This is a genomic window from Mangrovibacterium lignilyticum (genome assembly GCF_010882175.1).
GTDB lineage: Bacteria > Bacteroidota > Bacteroidia > Bacteroidales > Prolixibacteraceae > Mangrovibacterium > Mangrovibacterium lignilyticum.
Window position 1 is genome coordinate 684,700 of record NZ_WKLH01000003.1, and the last position, 17,091, is coordinate 701,790.

14 protein-coding genes are annotated in these 17,091 nt (G+C 45.4%); 12 read left to right on the top strand and 2 right to left on the bottom strand.

Annotated elements, in window-relative coordinates; genetic code table 11:
- Positions 1 to 51: 51 nt before the first annotated feature.
- The 9 genes from GJV22_RS17120 (at position 52) to GJV22_RS17160 (ending at position 12,854) form a co-directional block, all read left to right on the top strand.
- Entirely contained in the window at positions 52 to 939 is an 888-nt protein-coding gene (locus tag GJV22_RS17120) for a LysR family transcriptional regulator (RefSeq protein ID WP_163716676.1), read from the top strand.
- Between the two features lie 77 nt (positions 940 to 1,016).
- Entirely contained in the window at positions 1,017 to 1,955 is a 939-nt protein-coding gene (locus tag GJV22_RS17125) for a YeiH family protein (RefSeq protein ID WP_163716679.1), read from the top strand.
- 199 nt (positions 1,956 to 2,154) lie between these two features.
- Positions 2,155 to 4,653 (top strand): CoA-disulfide reductase, encoded by a 2,499-nt coding sequence (locus GJV22_RS17130; protein WP_163716682.1) that lies wholly within the window; start codon positions 2,155 to 2,157, stop codon positions 4,651 to 4,653.
- Positions 4,654 to 4,821: 168 nt separating this feature from the next.
- The gene (locus GJV22_RS17135; RefSeq protein WP_163716684.1) at positions 4,822 to 5,712 is read left to right on the top strand and encodes a 3-keto-disaccharide hydrolase; all 891 of its coding nucleotides are present in this window, start codon (positions 4,822 to 4,824) and stop codon (positions 5,710 to 5,712) included.
- 133 nt (positions 5,713 to 5,845) lie between these two features.
- The gene (locus tag GJV22_RS17140) at positions 5,846 to 6,676 is read left to right on the top strand and encodes a mechanosensitive ion channel family protein (RefSeq protein ID WP_163716688.1); all 831 of its coding nucleotides are present in this window, start codon (positions 5,846 to 5,848) and stop codon (positions 6,674 to 6,676) included.
- A gap of 202 nt (positions 6,677 to 6,878) precedes the next feature.
- Positions 6,879 to 8,408 (top strand): AmmeMemoRadiSam system protein B, encoded by a 1,530-nt coding sequence (gene amrB, locus GJV22_RS17145; protein WP_163716692.1) that lies wholly within the window; start codon positions 6,879 to 6,881, stop codon positions 8,406 to 8,408.
- Positions 8,405 to 10,894 carry a spermine/spermidine synthase domain-containing protein gene (locus GJV22_RS17150; RefSeq protein WP_163716696.1) on the top strand — a complete coding sequence of 830 codons (2,490 nt, stop codon included), beginning with the start codon at positions 8,405 to 8,407 and terminating at the stop codon, positions 10,892 to 10,894. The genes amrB and GJV22_RS17150 overlap by 4 nt, the downstream gene beginning before the upstream one ends.
- Positions 10,895 to 10,945: 51 nt before the next feature.
- Positions 10,946 to 12,070, top strand: coding sequence for an AmmeMemoRadiSam system radical SAM enzyme (amrS, locus tag GJV22_RS17155; protein WP_238480349.1), 1,125 nt, complete (start codon positions 10,946 to 10,948; stop codon positions 12,068 to 12,070).
- 100 nt (positions 12,071 to 12,170) lie between these two features.
- Entirely contained in the window at positions 12,171 to 12,854 is a 684-nt protein-coding gene (locus tag GJV22_RS17160) for a uracil-DNA glycosylase family protein (RefSeq protein WP_163716699.1), read from the top strand.
- A 205-nt stretch (positions 12,855 to 13,059) separates the two neighbouring features.
- Here GJV22_RS17160 and ppgK read toward each other — a convergent pair whose 3' ends face one another.
- Positions 13,060 to 13,794, bottom strand: coding sequence for a polyphosphate--glucose phosphotransferase (gene ppgK / locus GJV22_RS17165; RefSeq protein WP_163716702.1), 735 nt, complete (start codon positions 13,792 to 13,794; stop codon positions 13,060 to 13,062).
- Between the two features lie 156 nt (positions 13,795 to 13,950).
- A complete protein-coding gene (locus GJV22_RS17170) occupies positions 13,951 to 14,529 on the bottom strand; it encodes a GNAT family N-acetyltransferase (RefSeq protein ID WP_163716705.1) in 579 nt (192 codons plus the stop codon).
- A gap of 146 nt (positions 14,530 to 14,675) precedes the next feature.
- Here GJV22_RS17170 and GJV22_RS17175 point away from each other — a divergent pair, with 146 nt between their 5' ends.
- The 3 genes from GJV22_RS17175 to GJV22_RS17185 all read left to right on the top strand — a co-directional run bounded on the left by GJV22_RS17175 (position 14,676) and on the right by GJV22_RS17185 (position 16,995).
- Complete coding sequence (locus GJV22_RS17175; protein WP_163716707.1) at positions 14,676 to 15,236, top strand: PhnA domain-containing protein; 561 nt, start codon at positions 14,676 to 14,678, stop codon at positions 15,234 to 15,236.
- 164 nt (positions 15,237 to 15,400) lie between these two features.
- Complete coding sequence (locus tag GJV22_RS17180) at positions 15,401 to 15,784, top strand: HU family DNA-binding protein (RefSeq protein ID WP_163716711.1); 384 nt, start codon at positions 15,401 to 15,403, stop codon at positions 15,782 to 15,784.
- 431 nt (positions 15,785 to 16,215) lie between these two features.
- Positions 16,216 to 16,995: a hypothetical protein gene (locus tag GJV22_RS17185; protein ID WP_163716714.1), complete on the top strand. Its 780-nt coding sequence runs from the start codon at positions 16,216 to 16,218 to the stop codon at positions 16,993 to 16,995.
- Positions 16,996 to 17,091: the final 96 nt, after the last annotated feature.

Sequence of the window (17,091 nt, forward strand, 5' to 3'; positions counted from 1 at the left end):
TTGTTCGAAAATATGTAGTTTTAAACATCCAAAACGTCAACGAATATACCAATGGATTACAGGGATGAGGTTTTTATGGCGGTAGCCGAAAAGTTAAGTTTTTCGAAGGCGGCAGAGGAGTTGTTTATCAGTCAGCCTGCTGTAACCAAGCACATCAAAGAGCTGGAAAATAGACTGAATGCTGCGCTTTTCGACCGCAAGGGCAACAAGATTTACCTGACGCAAGCCGGGAAATTGGCGTATCAGCACTTAAAGCAAATTCGGCAGCAGTACCGCGATATGGATTTTGAATTGGGAAGGCTGAACGATGCGCACCGTGGCTTGTTGCAGATTGGCGCCAGCTCAACGATCTCGCAATATGTGATTCCAGCCGTGCTCGCGGCTTTTCACCAACGCTATCCGCAAATTAAGCTCGATCTGTTCAATGGCAACTCCTTCGATATGGAGCAAAAGCTGCTCAATAATGAAATTGATTTGGCTTTGGTTGAAAACGACAGTTCGCAGGCCAATATCCGGTACGTCAATTTCATGGACGATGAGATTGTGGTTGTCGCCGCATCCAATCAGTTGATTGCGAAACAGAAATTACTGACCGTTTCCGACTTGCAGGAGATCCCGATTGTATTGCGCGAGAAAGGGTCGGGAACCCTCGAGGTCATTCAGCATGCCCTTTCCAAACAACAAATTGATTTAGAGAAACTCAACATTTTTATTCATCTGGGAAGTACGGAGGCGATCAAAAACTTCCTGCTTAATTTTGACGGTCTGGCGTTGGTCTCCGAAAAGTCAATCGAGAAAGAATTACAATTGAAACAGCTGGTGAAAATAAAGGTGAAAGATTTTGCTATTCACCGCCAGTTCAGGCTGGCTATGCGGCAAGGGCCCGAAAAAAGTGTGCCCGATTTGTTTCGGAATTTCCTGACCGGGTATAATATGTAGTTATAGTGAATAATAAATGAAGATTTGACTGAGTTATAGTTCTGGCGTAGCTTTGTTGCAGATAAAAAGAATACGCTATGCATATCAGTCAACAAAAAATCCAATTGATTTACTTCGTTTTCGTGGCGGCCTGTTTTATGCCGTTTATGTCTCCGGCTTTGGCGCTGCTTATCGGCATTGGGCTCTCCTTGTTAGGGTTGAAGCATGAGAGAATGTCGGGTTTTACAGCGGTGGTTTTGCAAGCGTCCATTGTGTTGATGGGATTTGGAATGAACCTGACACAAGTGGTTAAGGCGTCGAAAAGTGGTTTCGAGCTTACAGCCATTTCGGTAGTTGCGACGATTTCGCTGGGGCTTTTGTTGGGAAAACTGCTAAAAGTCGATCATAAAATCAGTGTGCTTATTGCTGCCGGAACGGCAATCTGCGGCGGAAGTGCCATCGCTGCTTTGGCTCCGGTTATTCGCGCCCGGAACTTTCAGATTTCGTTCTCGTTGATCGTTGTATTCATTTTAAATGCCTTAGCGCTCTTGCTTTTCCCGGCTATCGGTCACTTTTTTCACCTCAGCCAGGAAGCTTTTGGTTATTGGGCGGCCATTGCCATTCACGATACCAGCTCAGTAGTCGGAGCAGGAGCATCGTACGGTACCAAAGCACTTGAAATTGCCACAACCGTTAAGCTTACCCGTGCTTTGTGGATCATTCCCGTTTCAATCGCATTTGCTGTCTTCGATCGTAAAAGTGAAAAAGGAAAAATCCGGATTCCCTGGTTTATTGGTTTGTTTGTGTTGGCCTTGCTGGTTGCGCATTTTGTTCCCCAATTGGATACGACATTCGGCCATTTGAATTGGTTAGGAAAACGCGGAATGGTTGTTGCGTTGTTACTCATTGGGTCCAATATTTCGATTGCGGACTCTCGCCAGGCGGGTACAAAAAGTTTTGTGCTGGGGATTGCGCTTTGGTTGTCAATCGCTTCAATTTCATTCCTGGCCATTCAGCATCACCTGGTAAACTATTAGGTTTGATTTTGTTTCTCATCACAGATGCAGAAGTCGCGTTAATATTGGATTACAGCATCTTTTTTTCATAAAAACCAGATGTTAAATCTTCCTAATAAGAAGTTAAATTTGTAAGGTTCGAATTCGGTTTTAAATAAATATGCAGATATTTGCATATCTATTTATAGAGATGAAGTGATTAAACAATAGGATAATAGAAATGGCAAAGTATGTTATTATAGGTGGTGTTGCCGGAGGAGCAACAGCTGCCGCCCGATTAAGAAGATTAAATGAACAAGCAGAGATCGTCATGTTCGAGCGCGGACAGTACATTTCGTATGCGAACTGTGGCTTGCCTTATTACATTGGCAACACCATTAAGGAGCGCGAAAAGCTGTTGGTACAAACTCCCGAGAGTTTTAAAGCACGTTTGAATGTTGATGTTCGCGTGTTGCAGGAAGTGGTTAAAATTAACCGGGAAGAGAAAACAGTTGATATTCTGAATCACAAGACAGGCGAGTCGTACACCGAAAGTTACGACAAACTGGTTGTCTCGCCGGGTGCAGAGCCTGTAAAACCGCCGATTCAGGGAATTAATCACCCTTCAATTTTTACCTTGCGCAATGTACACGATACCGATAAAATTAAATCGTATTGCGATGATAACAAACCACGTCGTGCTGTAGTTATTGGTGCCGGTTTCATCGGTTTGGAAATGGCCGAAAACCTGCATGCCCTTGGTATGGATGTGACCATCGTGGAGATGGCTAATCAGGTGATGGCACCACTTGATTATGAGATGGCTGCCGAAGTTCACCAACACTTGAAAACCAAAAAAGTAGAGTTTTATTTAAAAGATGGGGTGAACGCGTTTGAACCGGTTGGCGATTATTTAAAAGTGGTGTTGCAGTCGGGACGCGAGATTGAAACAGAATTGGTGATTTTGTCGATTGGGGTTCGCCCTGAAACCAAATTGGTGCGCGAAGCTGGCTTGGAGTTGGCTGAAAATGGTGGCATCAAGGTGAACGAGTACTTGCAAACAAACGATGAAGATATTTATGCCCTAGGCGATGCGATTGCCTTTCCTCACCCAATCACTAAAAAATATGTGAATACCTACCTGGCAGGTCCTGCTAACAAGCAAGGCCGTATGGTTGCGGATAATATCGTACTTGGAAATACCCGTGTTTATAAAGGTGCTATTGCGACTGCCATTGCCAAAGTCTTCGACATTACTGTCGCGTCAACGGGCTTAGCGGCAAAAGCGCTGAAGAAGGAAGGGATTGAATATATTTCAAGTATTATCCACGGATCGTCGCACGCTGGGTATTATCCCGGCGCCATGCCATACACACTGAAAATTTTGTTTCAGCCTAAAACCGGAAAATTGTATGGTGCGCAAATGATTGGTTACAGTGGCATTGATAAGCGCATCGATTTGATTGCAACGGTGTTGATGCATAATGGAACCATTTACGATCTGCAGGAAATTGAACACGCTTACGCACCACCGTATTCTTCGGCAAAAGATCCGGTTAATCAGGCGGGGTTCGTTGCTGAAAATATTATCACCGGCCGGTTGAAAATTACCAACTGGAAAGAGGTGAGCAGTCTCGATTCCCGCAATATCTGCTTGCTAGATGTGCGTACTCCTGAAGAACATGAGCTTGGGCACATCGAAGGTTCGTTGAATGTTGAGGTCGATAAAATCCGCGAGCGTTTGGCTGAAATTCCGCGCGACAAAAAGATCATCGTTTATTGCGGCGTGGGGATTCGCGGTTATTTTGCTTCGCGAATTCTGATGCAAAATGGTTTTAGCGAGGTGTACAACCTGAGCGGCGGCTACAAAACTTATGAGCACACAACCTGCAAGCAGAGTAACGAAGATATTTTCGAATCAAGCTATATTGGGCACGACAGTCATATTTACCGCGGGAAACCGGCTCCGAAGGTGGAAGTGATTCCGGCCGCTGCCAACATTAAAACCATTGAAGTTGACGCTTGTGGACTGCAATGCCCTGGACCGATTTTGAAGTTGAAAACCGAAATTGGTAAACTGCAAACCGGTGAACGTCTTTTGCAAAAGGCCAACGACCCAGGCTTCCTGAAAGATGTGCAATCGTGGTGTAACATGACGGGCAACAAGCTTGTTTCACTCGACAGCGAGGCTGGAATTATTTCGGCAGTGATCGAAAAAGGAGGTGAAAAGAAGCTTTCACCTGTTAACGGTGCTTCGTTAGCCAATTTACCGACCAATAAAACAATGGTGGTTTTTAGTGATGATTTGGATCGCGCTTTGGCGTCGATGGTTATTGCAAACGGTGCCGCTTCAATGGGAAAACAGGTGACCCTGTTCTTCACTTTCTGGGGATTGAATGTGATTAAAAAGACAGAAAAGCCGAAGGTGGAGAAAGACTTCATGGGCAATATGTTTGGCAAAATGATGCCGGAGAGTGCCGGAAAACTGAAGCTTTCGAAAATGAACATGATGGGCATGGGGTCTATGATGATGAAGAAACGCATGCTTTCCAAGAAAGTCGATTCGGTAGAGGATATGATCAAAACCGCGCTCGACAATGGCATTCGCATGATTGCCTGCCAAATGTCGATGGACGTAATGGGCGTGAATAAAGATGAGTTGATCGACGGCGTTGAAATTGGTGGCGTTGCCACTTATTTGGAAGAAGCAGAAAAATCAAATCTGAACCTGTTTATCTAGTATAAAATAATACTCCAAAATACTGATCGTCACTGTGCCTTTTCGCCAGTGGCGATTTTTTGTTTATAAGTGGTTGTTCTGCTGATCGCATGTTTTTTTGGGCGTCGTCATTTCGGCAAAGAAAACTAACTTTAGGAAGATATTCCTAAACCAATAACCTTCAGAATCATGAGACGCTTTCTAACGAGTCAATTCTTTTCAACTGTTCTGGTCGCATTATTTGTGAGTGTTTTTACTGCAGCATCAGGTCAAACCATCAATCTACTCGACAAAGATTTGTCGCAATGGGAAATCTATCAAAGTTACCGACATAAGAACAACTATAACGGGCAACAGCCGGTTAACGCTTCCGGAGAGTTGATTGAACCGATTGGCTATAACAAAAATGTGGCGGATGTTTTTTCGGTAATTGAAGAAAACGGAACAGTTGTTTTACAGATCAGTGGAGAGATTTACGGGTGCATTTTTACCAAACAGGAATTCGAAAATTACCACCTGACCCTAAAAGTGAGATGGGGTACCAGTAAATATGAGCCGCGACTTGATAAACTGAGAGATTCAGGCCTGCTGTATCATTCGCAAGGGGAGTGTGGTGTTGATTACTGGCGCTCGTGGATGTTGTCGCAGGAATTCCAGATTATGGAGGGGCACATGGGCGATTATTGGGGCATTGCCAATTCTGCTATCGATGTTCGGGCTTTTTTACCGGAGGGAATGATGAATACGGTCGCTGATGTTTCGCAGGATTTTCTGCCGATTGGTCTCGGAACGGGGCGCGATGGCTTTTGTTTGCGTTCGGCGAACTACGAGAGTGCTCCGGGAGAATGGACGGCCTTGGAATTGATTTGTTTTGGTGATAAAAGTATGCACGTTGTCAACGGGCATGTGGTGATGGTTTTACAGAACTCACGGTATGTGAATGATGGAGAATCGGTTCCGTTAACTAAAGGGAAAATACAATTGCAAAGCGAAGCGGCTGAGGTTTTCTTCAAGGACATTGAACTGGAACCTCTTACTGAAATTCCTTCTGGCTATTCAGTTTATTTTGAAGGTAAATAGGAGAGCTGAATGGAAGATTTAGCGGGTGAGATGGATGGCTTTGTATTTTATAAAACAAGCGCCCCCTCTTGTCTGGCTGTGAATTTTCACGTATCTTTTTCAATCATAATTTCATCAATTTAAATATTCACCAATGGAAAATTATCAAAATCTAATTGAGAAGGCCTATGAATTGATTCTTGTGTACGGCCCCAAAATTGTGTTAGCAATCATCGTTTTGGTTGTCGGTTTATGGATCATCAACAGGTTTACGAAAGTGTCGCGGAAGGTGATGACGGCCCGAAACGTAAATGTGTCATTGATTGGCTTTGTTTCAAGTTTAGCGAATCTTGGTCTGAAAGCCCTCTTGTTGATTAGTGTCGCCGGAATGATTGGCATTCAAACGACTTCTTTTATTGCTGTTTTGGGTGCTGCCGGTTTAGCTGTTGGTCTGGCCCTTCAGGGAACACTGGCTAACTTTGCCGGTGGTGTAATGGTACTCATATTCAAACCGTACCAAGTCGGCGATCTCATTCAGGCACAGGGCCATCTTGGAGTTGTAAAAGAGATTCATATTTTCGTGACCATCATGTTGTCGCCCGAAAGCAAGACGATTATTATTCCTAACGGCGCAATCTCGAATGGAGATATCACCAACTTTACAACTGAGGGAAAAATCAGGGTGGATATGGTTTTTGGTATTTCATATGAATCGAACATCAAAAAAGCCAAAGAGATTTTGATGAATATTTTGATCAATCATCCCAAAGTATTGAAAGATCCGGCTCCGTTTGTCGGTGTAAAAGAGTTGGGTGATAGCTCGGTTAATCTGGCTGTGCGCCCTCATGCTAAACCCGAAGATTATTGGGCGGTGTATTTTGACGTGTATGAAGCCGGAAAAATAGCTTTAGATGAAGGTGGTATTACCATTCCATTCCCACAAATGGATATTCACTTCGATAAAAATAGCTTAGTAACAAATTAACACATTATAAGATGACGAGAGAGGGGAGCCGAACAAGCTTCCCTTTTTTTGCAACTATCTGCGTGGCTTTTATCGATTTTGCTCCATGCCCACGCGACGAAAGTTCCGGTGAGTAAAAAATCAGGCAAGAAAGGAACTTAATTTCTAATTTGCAGGTAAACTACAGATAGCTGCTTTAGGGTAGTGTATAAACCAAAAGTTGATGAACCGATCTGCTATTATACCGTGTCTGGTGGTCAATCTGTTGTTCATTCCACATGTTTCTGAGGGGCAGAATAGCGAGGAAGAAATTCCCTGTCGCCAACCCGCAGTGGCTGGATCGTTTTATTCATCCGATCCGCTTGAGCTCAAAGCGCAATTGTCCGAATTCTTTCAAGAGGCGGAAAGTGGGACTGCAAACCAACATGTAGCCGCTCTTATTGCTCCGCATGCAGGCTATGTATTTTCAGGCAAAGTGGCGGCTTCGGCCTATGCTCAGCTAAATAAGGAGCAAAGTTACGATCGGGTGTTCCTGTTGGGAACCAGTCATCATGTTTACCTTAAAGGGGCATCAATATACAACCACGGGAACTATAAAACGCCATTGGGGAAGGTCGAGGTAGATCTGGATCTGGCCAACGAGCTGATTGGCAAGTACCCGTTTTTCGAATATGTACCCGAAGCGCACACTCAGGAGCACAGCCTCGAGGTGCAGTTACCCTTTTTGCAGTACAGGCTTCATAAGCACTTTAAAATAATACCGATTATTATTGGAACCCAGTCTGCAGCGACCTGCAAAGAGATTGCTGAAGCACTGAAACCCTATTTTACGTCCCGTAATTTATTCGTTATCAGCAGCGACTTTTCTCACTATCCGGATTACGAGGGGGCAAGAAATGCCGATCACGACACTGGAGCTGCTATTGCGTCCAATTCGCCGGAAGCTTTTCTGAAAGCCCTTAAGGACAATGAATCAAAACGAATTCCCGGTTTGGCGACCAGCGCCTGTGGGTGGAGTTCAATCCTCACGCTGCTAAATTTAAGTTCAGAAGTTTCAGGAATGAAAGTGAAAGATGTCCGTTACCAGAATTCGGGTGACTCGCGGTACGGTGATAAACAAAGGGTGGTGGGCTACCATGCCTTTGCGTTTAACCGTTCCGGGGAAAGCGTTGAAGGGGATGAGATTTCGCTTTCGGATGAAGAGAAAATAAGTTTGCTGCGGTTGGCCAGGCAATCGATTGAGTCGCATCTGATAGATGGATCTGATCCTAAGGTTGACGAGGCGGAGCTTCCCCAATCGTTGAAAATTCGGTGCGGGGCTTTTGTCACGCTTAGAAAGAAAGGCAAACTTCGCGGATGCGTTGGGCACCTTCAACCAGACAACCCATTGTATCAGATTGTTCCGGAAATGGCATGGGCAGCTGCTTTTTGGGATTCACGATTTGATCCGGTGGGATGGAATGAACTGGATGATATTGATATTGAAATTTCAGTATTGACGCCACTGAAACGAATTCACTCCATTGAAGAGTTCGAGCTTGGTAAACACGGTATCTATATGGTCAAAGGGAAATATCGGGGAACCTTATTGCCCCAGGTGGCCGAATCGACTCATTGGAGTAAAAATGAATTTTTGGAACACTGTGCCGCTGACAAAGCCGGGATTGGTAAAAACGGCTGGCAGAATGCAGACCTTTATACTTACCGGGCTTTCGTTTTCAGTGAACAGGAAATCTTACAGCTTCACCAATGAATACCGCCTACCCATTATTCCCGGTATCTGTAACCATTCTTTTAGCCTACTTTGTCAGCTCTTTATTTAGCCGATGGGGAATTTTTACAAACAAGTCGCACCGCAAGTTTTGGAATGTGCTGTTGTTGATTACTTTCCTGGTATCCGGTTTGCTCGGGCTGTTGAGTGTGGCAAAAGTGAATTACAAACTTGAAATTCCATACTACGATCTGCTGATGAAATGGCACGTTTCATTGGGGATCGGAATGGTCATTATTGCCTTCTTTCATTTGTCGTGGCACTGGAAATATTATTTCAGTCTGCAAAAAGGAAAAACGAAAATCGGTAGTGATCCTCAGGTATCAGAATTAGAATCGGAGTCACTTTCAAAAGTTGGTATTTTATTGTTCTTACTGGGGTTACTGGCAGTCATCAATCAGGTGGTGTTCATTCGCGAATTCATGAGTGTGATGGCCGGGAATGAGTTGGTTCTAGGTATTGTTATGGCTGTTTGGCTCGTACTGACGGGCTGGGGATCCTATATCGGCAAGAAAGGGATACCCGCAGGATTTACGATGTGGCGTGCCACAAGCATGCTACTGGCTCTGTCGTTGTTGCCGCTGGTTTCGGTTGCCATGCTTTATTGGCTGAAGAGCCAGCTGTTCCCGCCCGGAACCATTACCGGGATTGGCAGTGTCGTTTGGGGTGCTTTCTTTTTATTGTACCCGGTTTGCTTCCTTTCCGGTTATTTGTTTACCTTGTTTTCTACCTTGTTATCGAATCCCGGTCAGAAAAACAGGATTGGGAAAGCTTACGCATTTGAATCGTTGGGGAGTTTGGTTGGGGGGCTGTTCTTTAGTTTCATTTTAGGGCGATTTTTCAATACATGCCAGATCTTCGGAATTACGGGTGCATTGGTTTTGGGAATCGGTGCCTGGCTTGATACTGACAAAGCCCGGCGAGTTGCTTGTTTTTCCGGAGTGCTTTTATTGCCGTTGGTTGTTTTTCTTCTTAAGCCCGATACCCGGATCAAAAAGTGGCTTTATCCCAGTCAGGAGATTATCGGGAACGTCAGTACCCGCTATGGGAACCTGATTGTCACCCGGCAGGCTGATCAGCTTAACTTTTATGAAAATCATAGCTTGCAGTTGTTCTCCGGGAACTTCATGCTCAGCGAAGAAGCGGTTCATTTTGCAATGGTGCAACGGGAGAATCCGCGGCAAATTTTATTGCTGTCAGGGGGCATATCGGGAATGATCGGTGAACTTAACAAGTACGAGCTTGGGAAAATTACCTATCTCGAATCGAATCCTGAAGTGTACCGGTATTGGAAAAATAAGGCCGGTAAAAGACAGGATTTTGAGAAGGTCGAATTTATTCGTGCCGATATCCGGACCTTCCTGTCCGGAACCAGCGACGTGTACGATGTTATTCTGATGAACCTTCCGCCACCGTCTACATTGGGGATCAATCGTTTTTATACCGATGAATTCTTTCGTATCCTAAAGCAGCATTGCCTGCCCCAAACGGTCGTTTGTGTCAGCCTTCCGTCAACCATGAACTATGCCGGGGGGAATGCGCTACAGGAAGACGCTTCACTTTGGAAAACCATGGGGGAATACTTTCCCAATCGCTTGGTGCTGATTGGTGAAAAGAACTACTTTTTGGCTTCGGGGGAGGAATTGTCAGCCAATATCGCGGAACGTGTCAGTCGAAGGGGAATTGAAAATAAGTATGTGAATAGGTATTACATCGATGATCTTTTGTTGCAGCGGCGTTCGCAGCAGCTCGAAAGTGACATCCGGAAAGTGGCGCCTTACGTTAAAATAAACCGTGATTTCTATCCCTACATGTTTATTAAGCATACCCTTTACTGGCTCAGCCATTTTGAAACAAGTTACACCTTGCTGGTCGTGATTCCTGCCTTGGTTTTTTTTGTGATTTTCTTCAAACTGGATACGGTCTCTCTTGGACTTTACACCGCTGGGTTTTCGGCAGCGACGCTTGAACTTTGCCTGATGTTGGCTTATCAGGTTTTCTATGGAAGTCTCTACTTGGCTACAGCCTTGTTTTTTGCCGTTTTTTTTGGCGGATTGGCCTTGGGAAGCTCGGTGAAAAGTAACCTGCTGAAATATTCGGGGATGAAAAGCTATGCCTTGCTTCAATTTCTGTTGGCCGTTTTGGCCATGTTGGTGCCGTTGTTCCTCGAACTGATCGGGTTGGGCAGAGGATGGAGGATCTTTTCGCAATTCATATTTTTTTGCTTTGTTTTTTTGTTGGCCTTCGGAATTGGCTATGAGTTTTACCTGGCATCGGGTCTGCGTTCGGTTGGGTTGAGCGAAACTTCCGGGATTAATTACAGTACCGATCTGGTCGGATCGGCTTTCGGGGCATTTTTAACCAGCATTATTTTGCTGCCACGCTTTGGGGTGGTTGTGACCTGTTTAATTGTAGCGCTGCTGAATGTCTTCAGTGGCGGAGCGGCGCTGAATGCTGCCCGTAACTGAATCTTTTTGAATGGGCAAATCGTAGCTTAAAAACAGGAGGTTAGTTTGAAAATGAGATTGACCAAACGAGAGTTTTTGAGGACAATGGTGATGGGAGCAGGAGGAATAGCATATACCGGCAGCGAGGCTTTTGGCCATGAAAATCCATCTTCGGGAATCAAGGAAAAATGGACCCATGAGGCGATGTTTTACACCGAAACCCCGAAAGGAATCCGTTGTTTGATCTGTCCCAATGAATGTGATATTAAAGAAGGTGAAACCGGTGATTGCCGAAACCGGATTAACAAGAAAGGCATTCTTTATTCGATGGCTTACGGGAATCCCTGTGCAGTTCATATCGATCCCATCGAAAAGAAACCCTTATTGCATTTCCTTCCGGGGAGCACTGCTTTGTCAATTGCCACAGCAGGTTGTAACCTGGCTTGTCTGAATTGTCAAAATTGGAACATTTCACAAAAAAGCCCGGCCGATACGAAGAATCAGGAGATGATGCCCGAGCAGGTGGTTCAATCTTGTCTCGACAATCATTGCGCCTCAATAGCTTATACCTATACTGAACCAATCACCTTCTACGAATATACCTTTGATACATCGACGCTGGCTAAACAAGCCGGAGTTAAAAATGTAATGGTTACAGCGGGCTACATTAACCGGGAACCACTGTTGAAGTTGTGCAAAGTGATTGATGCCGCCAATGTCGATCTGAAGTCATTCAGCAATGAGATCTATCTGAAACTGAATGCCGGCAAACTCGACACCATTCTTAATACCCTGGTGACCATGAAAAATGAAGGTGTTTGGATCGAAATTACCAACCTGCTCGTTCCCTCGTGGACCGACGATCTGGATATGATTAAAAAGATGTGCGGCTGGCTGGTGGAAAATGGTTTCGAGCAGTATCCGTTGCATTTCAGCAGGTTCCATCCGATGTACAAACTCACACAGTTGCCTCCGACACCGGTGACTGTTTTGCAAAGTGCCCGCGATATTGCTTTGGCCGAGGGGTTGAAGCACGTTTACATCGGAAATGTTCCGGGTTTGGGGGCTGAGAATACCAACTGTCCGGCTTGCCAAAAACTGGTATTGGAGCGGCGTGGCTACCGGATTATGGAACAACACCTGAAGGACGGCCATTGTGAATTCTGCGGCTCCCCTGTTGCCGGTGTTTGGAACTAAGCCGACACAGACAGAATGAGCGGATTCTTCCGTTTTTGAAAATCAACAAGAAATCGATACTTTACTGTCTCCAGGTGGAAACGAATACAAGGAGTCCGAGATGACATTTGCTGACCATGTTATTCAATTTAATCGCGAACTGAAGTTTGATGAAGCACTGTCGGAAGGAATTCGGGTGATGAATCCTTTTGTGGAGAATCCGGCGGCTTTTGAAGCTTCGTCTCAGTTTTACCGCAAATATTATAATGACGATGAGCCCAGGAAGCTGATTCTGGGAATCAATCCCGGTCGATTTGGGGCAGGCGTTACGGGTATCCCTTTCACAGATACCCAACGATTACGCGATTTCTGCGGTTTGGAAATTAAAGGTGTTGAAACCCGCGAGCTTTCGTCTGTTTTTGTGTATGAGCTGATTGCCGCTTATGGCGGAGTTGATCAGTTTTATCGTGATTTTTTGATCAGTGCGGTGAGTCCGTTGGGTTTTTTGATCAGCAAAAACAACAAAGAAGTCAACTATAATTACTACGACAGCCGGGAATTGCAAAATCAGGTTGAACCGTTTATTATCCGCTCTCTCGAGCAGCAACTGGCGTTTGGAATCAATCAGGAAGTGTGCTACTGTTTGGGAAACAATAAAAACTACAAATACTTGCTCAACTTAAATAAGCGAATGCATTATTTCAACGAGATTGTTCCGCTCGAACATCCTCGGTTTATTATGCAGTATAAGTTGAAGCAGAAAGATGAATACATTAACAAGTTTGTGCAGTTGCTAAAGGGGTAGTGTCTACATGGCGCTAAAGGGTTTCAACAGCCATGTGCCTGAGTGCGCTGCACCCGATGCAGGATGTAATCGGGACCGGAGAATGGTCTCGGATCATGAACTTGTTAATGCTTTGAATTTTAAAATGCAACCGGCGGCGATCATCCTGGCTGACGGACGGTAGGGAGATGGGCCTGAAAATTCCCCTTATTGGCAAACTGCCGGCTTAGAGATGTGCCAAATGAACCGCTGCACCGATGATGCCGGCTTCGTTTTGCATCTGCGCCGGAACGACAGGGGTTGCAATGGTGATTTGCTCTTCAAACTTGTCCATCTTTTTACTGACACCGCCTCCAACAATAAACAGGTTGGGATTAAACATTCTCTCGTAATACGCCAGTGATTTGTTAAAGCGTTTCCCCCATTCCGGCCAGGAAAGGTTTTTGTCCTTCCGCACCGAATCAGCGGTGTAGGTTTCAATGGTTTTGCTTTTGAATTCCAAATGTCCCAGTTCAAGATTAGGTACCAGGTGCTTGTTGATGAAGATGACTGTTCCGATCCCGGTTCCCACGGTTAGCAAAAACACCATTCCCTTCTCGTTGTCTCCGGCCCCAAAATGCACCTCCGCAATTCCGGCGGCATCGGCATCGTTAATGCCAACCACTTCGCAGGCTGTTTGCTCCGAAAATGCCTGGTTTATCGGGTAGCCAATCCAATCGTCATGAATATTGGCTGCTGTTAGGACAACGCCGTTTTTTACAACTCCCGGAATACCGATGCCGACTTTTCCATGCCAACTGAAATGGTTGATGATCTCGTTTATAACTTGCAAAACCGCGGCGGGTGTCGCTGGCTGCGGGGTTTCGATACGAAACCGATCTGTGCGCAGCTCACCGGTATTGGTGTCAACAATGGCTCCTTTAATGCCCGAACCTCCAAAGTCTATTCCGAGTACATCCATTTTTTATTGTTTTAAGCTGTAATTTACCAAATATTATTGGGAATGGCATGAAAGCCCTTTTTTGATTAAGTAAGACGAAGACCCCGGTGTTTTTACTCGCCCTCGTCTCGGCGTTAGTGGTGGCGCAGGTGAACCGCGACGCGTGGTCTCTTCGTTCTACTTGAGCTGATACCGCATCGTCCACCGTTTCCCGCCTTCGCCGACCTTTTCGAAACCCAAGCGTTCGAAAATTTGTGGAACGCCGGTGAAGATGGAGGCCGACGGAACCCGACCTTCGTCGGTTAGGGTTGGGTACGCTTCGACGATAGTGCCCCCCTTCTGCCGGACAAAGTCGAGGGCGGCTTTCGTCAATTTTGTTCCGATACCCATGCCCCGAAAATTGCGGTTGATGAAAAAGCATGTGAGTGACCAGACCGGCAGATCGTCGACAGGCTTTAGGGTGCGCGAGTTTTGAAGCCGCTTGTAGTTCGAGCGGGGAGCCACAGCACACCAGCCGCAAACTTCACCCTTTGGCGAAAAGGCCATCAACCCAAGATCTTCACCGTCAAGAACGAGTTGCATAATTGCTTTGCGGTTGTTTTCGCCACGCCCCTGGTCGTACTCTTTGGTGTTTTGTTTCCACCACATGCACCAGCAGCCATCGCAAGCGCCGTTTGCACCAAATAGCTGCGCAAAATAATTCCAGGTTTCCTTGGTTAAGGGTCTGAACGTGTAGTCGTCAATTTTTAGTTCCATCGGCTTTCATTTCCTTGGTTATTGAATTCGGGATCAATCGTTTGATAAACTTACTGATTTTCAATTCACAAATAAAGGATTATCTTTGCGGCCTCAAAAAAAAGTAATCCGGCCTGCTAAATGCCGAAACGACCAAAAATAAGACCATGAGTATTGAAAAAGCATTAAATGAGCGCAGTGGGGCAGTTTGCGAACTGTGCGGAAGTACAGACGGACTAACCGTTTACGCGCTCCCTCCGGTATTGGATAACGACAGCGACAAGTGTGTGTTGCTGTGTGCCACTTGTAACAGCCAGGTTCAGGATCCGGAAACAATGGATGCGAACCACTGGCGTTGTTTGAACGACAGCATGTGGAGCACAGTGCCTGCTGTACAGGTGTTGGCCTGGCGCCTGCTGAACCAGTTGAAACAATTTGATTTGCTGGATATGATGTACCTGGATGAAGACATGTTGGCCTGGGCAAAATCGGATGGCGCGCACCTTGGTTTGGATACCAAACACCGCGATTGCAACGGCGTTGCCTTAAGTGCCGGCGATACGGTTGTGCTGATTAAAGACTTGAATGTAAAAGGAGCCGGATTTACGGCCAAACGCGGAACCTCAGTTCGTAATATTTCGTTGGTTCGCGATAATATGGAGCAAATTGAAGGAAAAGTGAATGGTCAGGGAATCGTAATTTTAACGCAATACGTGAAAAAGAGCTAACCAACCGGACCGGTTCAAAAAGACATTGGGGGAATATTCCCCCTTTTTTTATGTCCGTTTGGTTCGCTTTTGGCATTTGGAAGCTAATTTATTGTTTAGTAATTTAAATTGACTCTAAATAACTATTATCGTAAATTGAATACTCATACTAAAATTATAACCTAATGAGTATCAATTACAAAGTTATACCGCGAAAAAAACCCGGTGATCAAACTGCAGTTCCTAAATATTATGGTTCAATCAACTCCAAAGGTCGTCGCAATGTCCGCTATATTGCGAAGCAAATTGCTGAGCGCTCCTCGCTGAATGTGATGGATGTACTCTCGGTTATCGAGGGTTTCCTTCAAATTATACCCGAAACATTGAACGACGGATACAAGGTCGATTTGGGTGAGTTTGGCAATATGGGGCTGATTGCCAAAAGTAAGGCTGCCCAAACCGAAGATGAATTCAATGCCAGTTATATCGAAGGGTTAAAAGTTTCGTTCCTTCCGGGAAAACTGTTTAAGCAAACCCTCGACGATGCTGAATTCAAGAAAATTGATTAGTTGTTAAGAGCTCCGGGAATACTAAACCCGATACCTCGCTGAAATGGTCAGGACAAGATTGAAAAGTCTTCCTGACCATTTTCAATAATGGTCCCGTTCATTTCTCAAAGTGGTGCCGACCACTTTTCGTAAAGGTCCCGATCTTTTTCCTGAAGGCTTGTTTCCAACTTCATTTTTCATCCCGCGCACGCTTATCCTCTTGCTTCTTGTTCAAATTCAACCCTCGCGAATTACATGCCGAACAATTCCTTTTAGTTCTCCGGTTTCCGGCGCCGGCTAAGCCAGCGATGGCGGGCGCGCCCAACGGGGTCTGAACAATTTGAACCCGGAGCCGTACAATTCCGTAGTGATAAATCCGGAATTCGTCTCTCCTTGTAGGTCTCAATCTGTTCGATGAAAGTGAAGTGATTTTAATCTTAAACGTATGAATTATGAAAGAAAAGTACAGATCGATCTTGTATAGCGGCGTTTTCATGGTTGCTGTTGTGCTGCTGACAACGCTGAATACAAGTTGCGATATGATAACTATTGATGACGAGGCAGTTGAAAATCAGAACGAATTGGTTCTGAAAAGTAAGTCGTTTTTACCTGAGTTCCCCGGGACCGATGCGTTTGTGTCCGGTTTCACCAACCCGTATCTTGCTTTTGAAGTCGGGAAAGTATTCCACTATGAAGGCGAAACGGAAGATGGGACAGAGACAATTGTGGTTACGGTGACCGGCGAAACACGGGAAATAATGGGAGTGATGACTACGGTGGTGAGCGATATTGCCTACCTCGATGGGGAGATGATCGAGAAAACGAACGACTGGTATGCCGAAGATTCGGAAGGAAATGTGTGGTACTTTGGCGAATACAGCGAAGAGTATGAAGACGGAGAGCTTGTTGGAACGGAAGGGTCCTGGGAAGCCGGGGTGGACGGTGCATTGCCCGGCGTGCTGATGTTTGCTGAGCCCCAAATGGGGATGAAGTATCAACAGGAATATTTGGAAGACGAAGCGGAAGATATGGCTATGGTTGTCAACCTGGATAAAACGGTTGAAATTGACTACGGAACATTCGAAGGCTGCCTGGAAACCATGGAATGGACTCCGCTTGAACCGGGCGAACGCGAACACAAATTCTATCAAAAAGAGGTGGGTTTGGTTCAGGAGTTGCAGCCTAAAGGCGGAAGAACGACCGTCGATCTGGTGGCAATTGACATGCCTTAAGCAACTAAAAAAGAGGCTCCGTTTGGAGCCTCTTTCTTTAACTACACGATTGAATCGTCGTTGTTGCCAATTGCTACTACCCAATTGACAAAATAT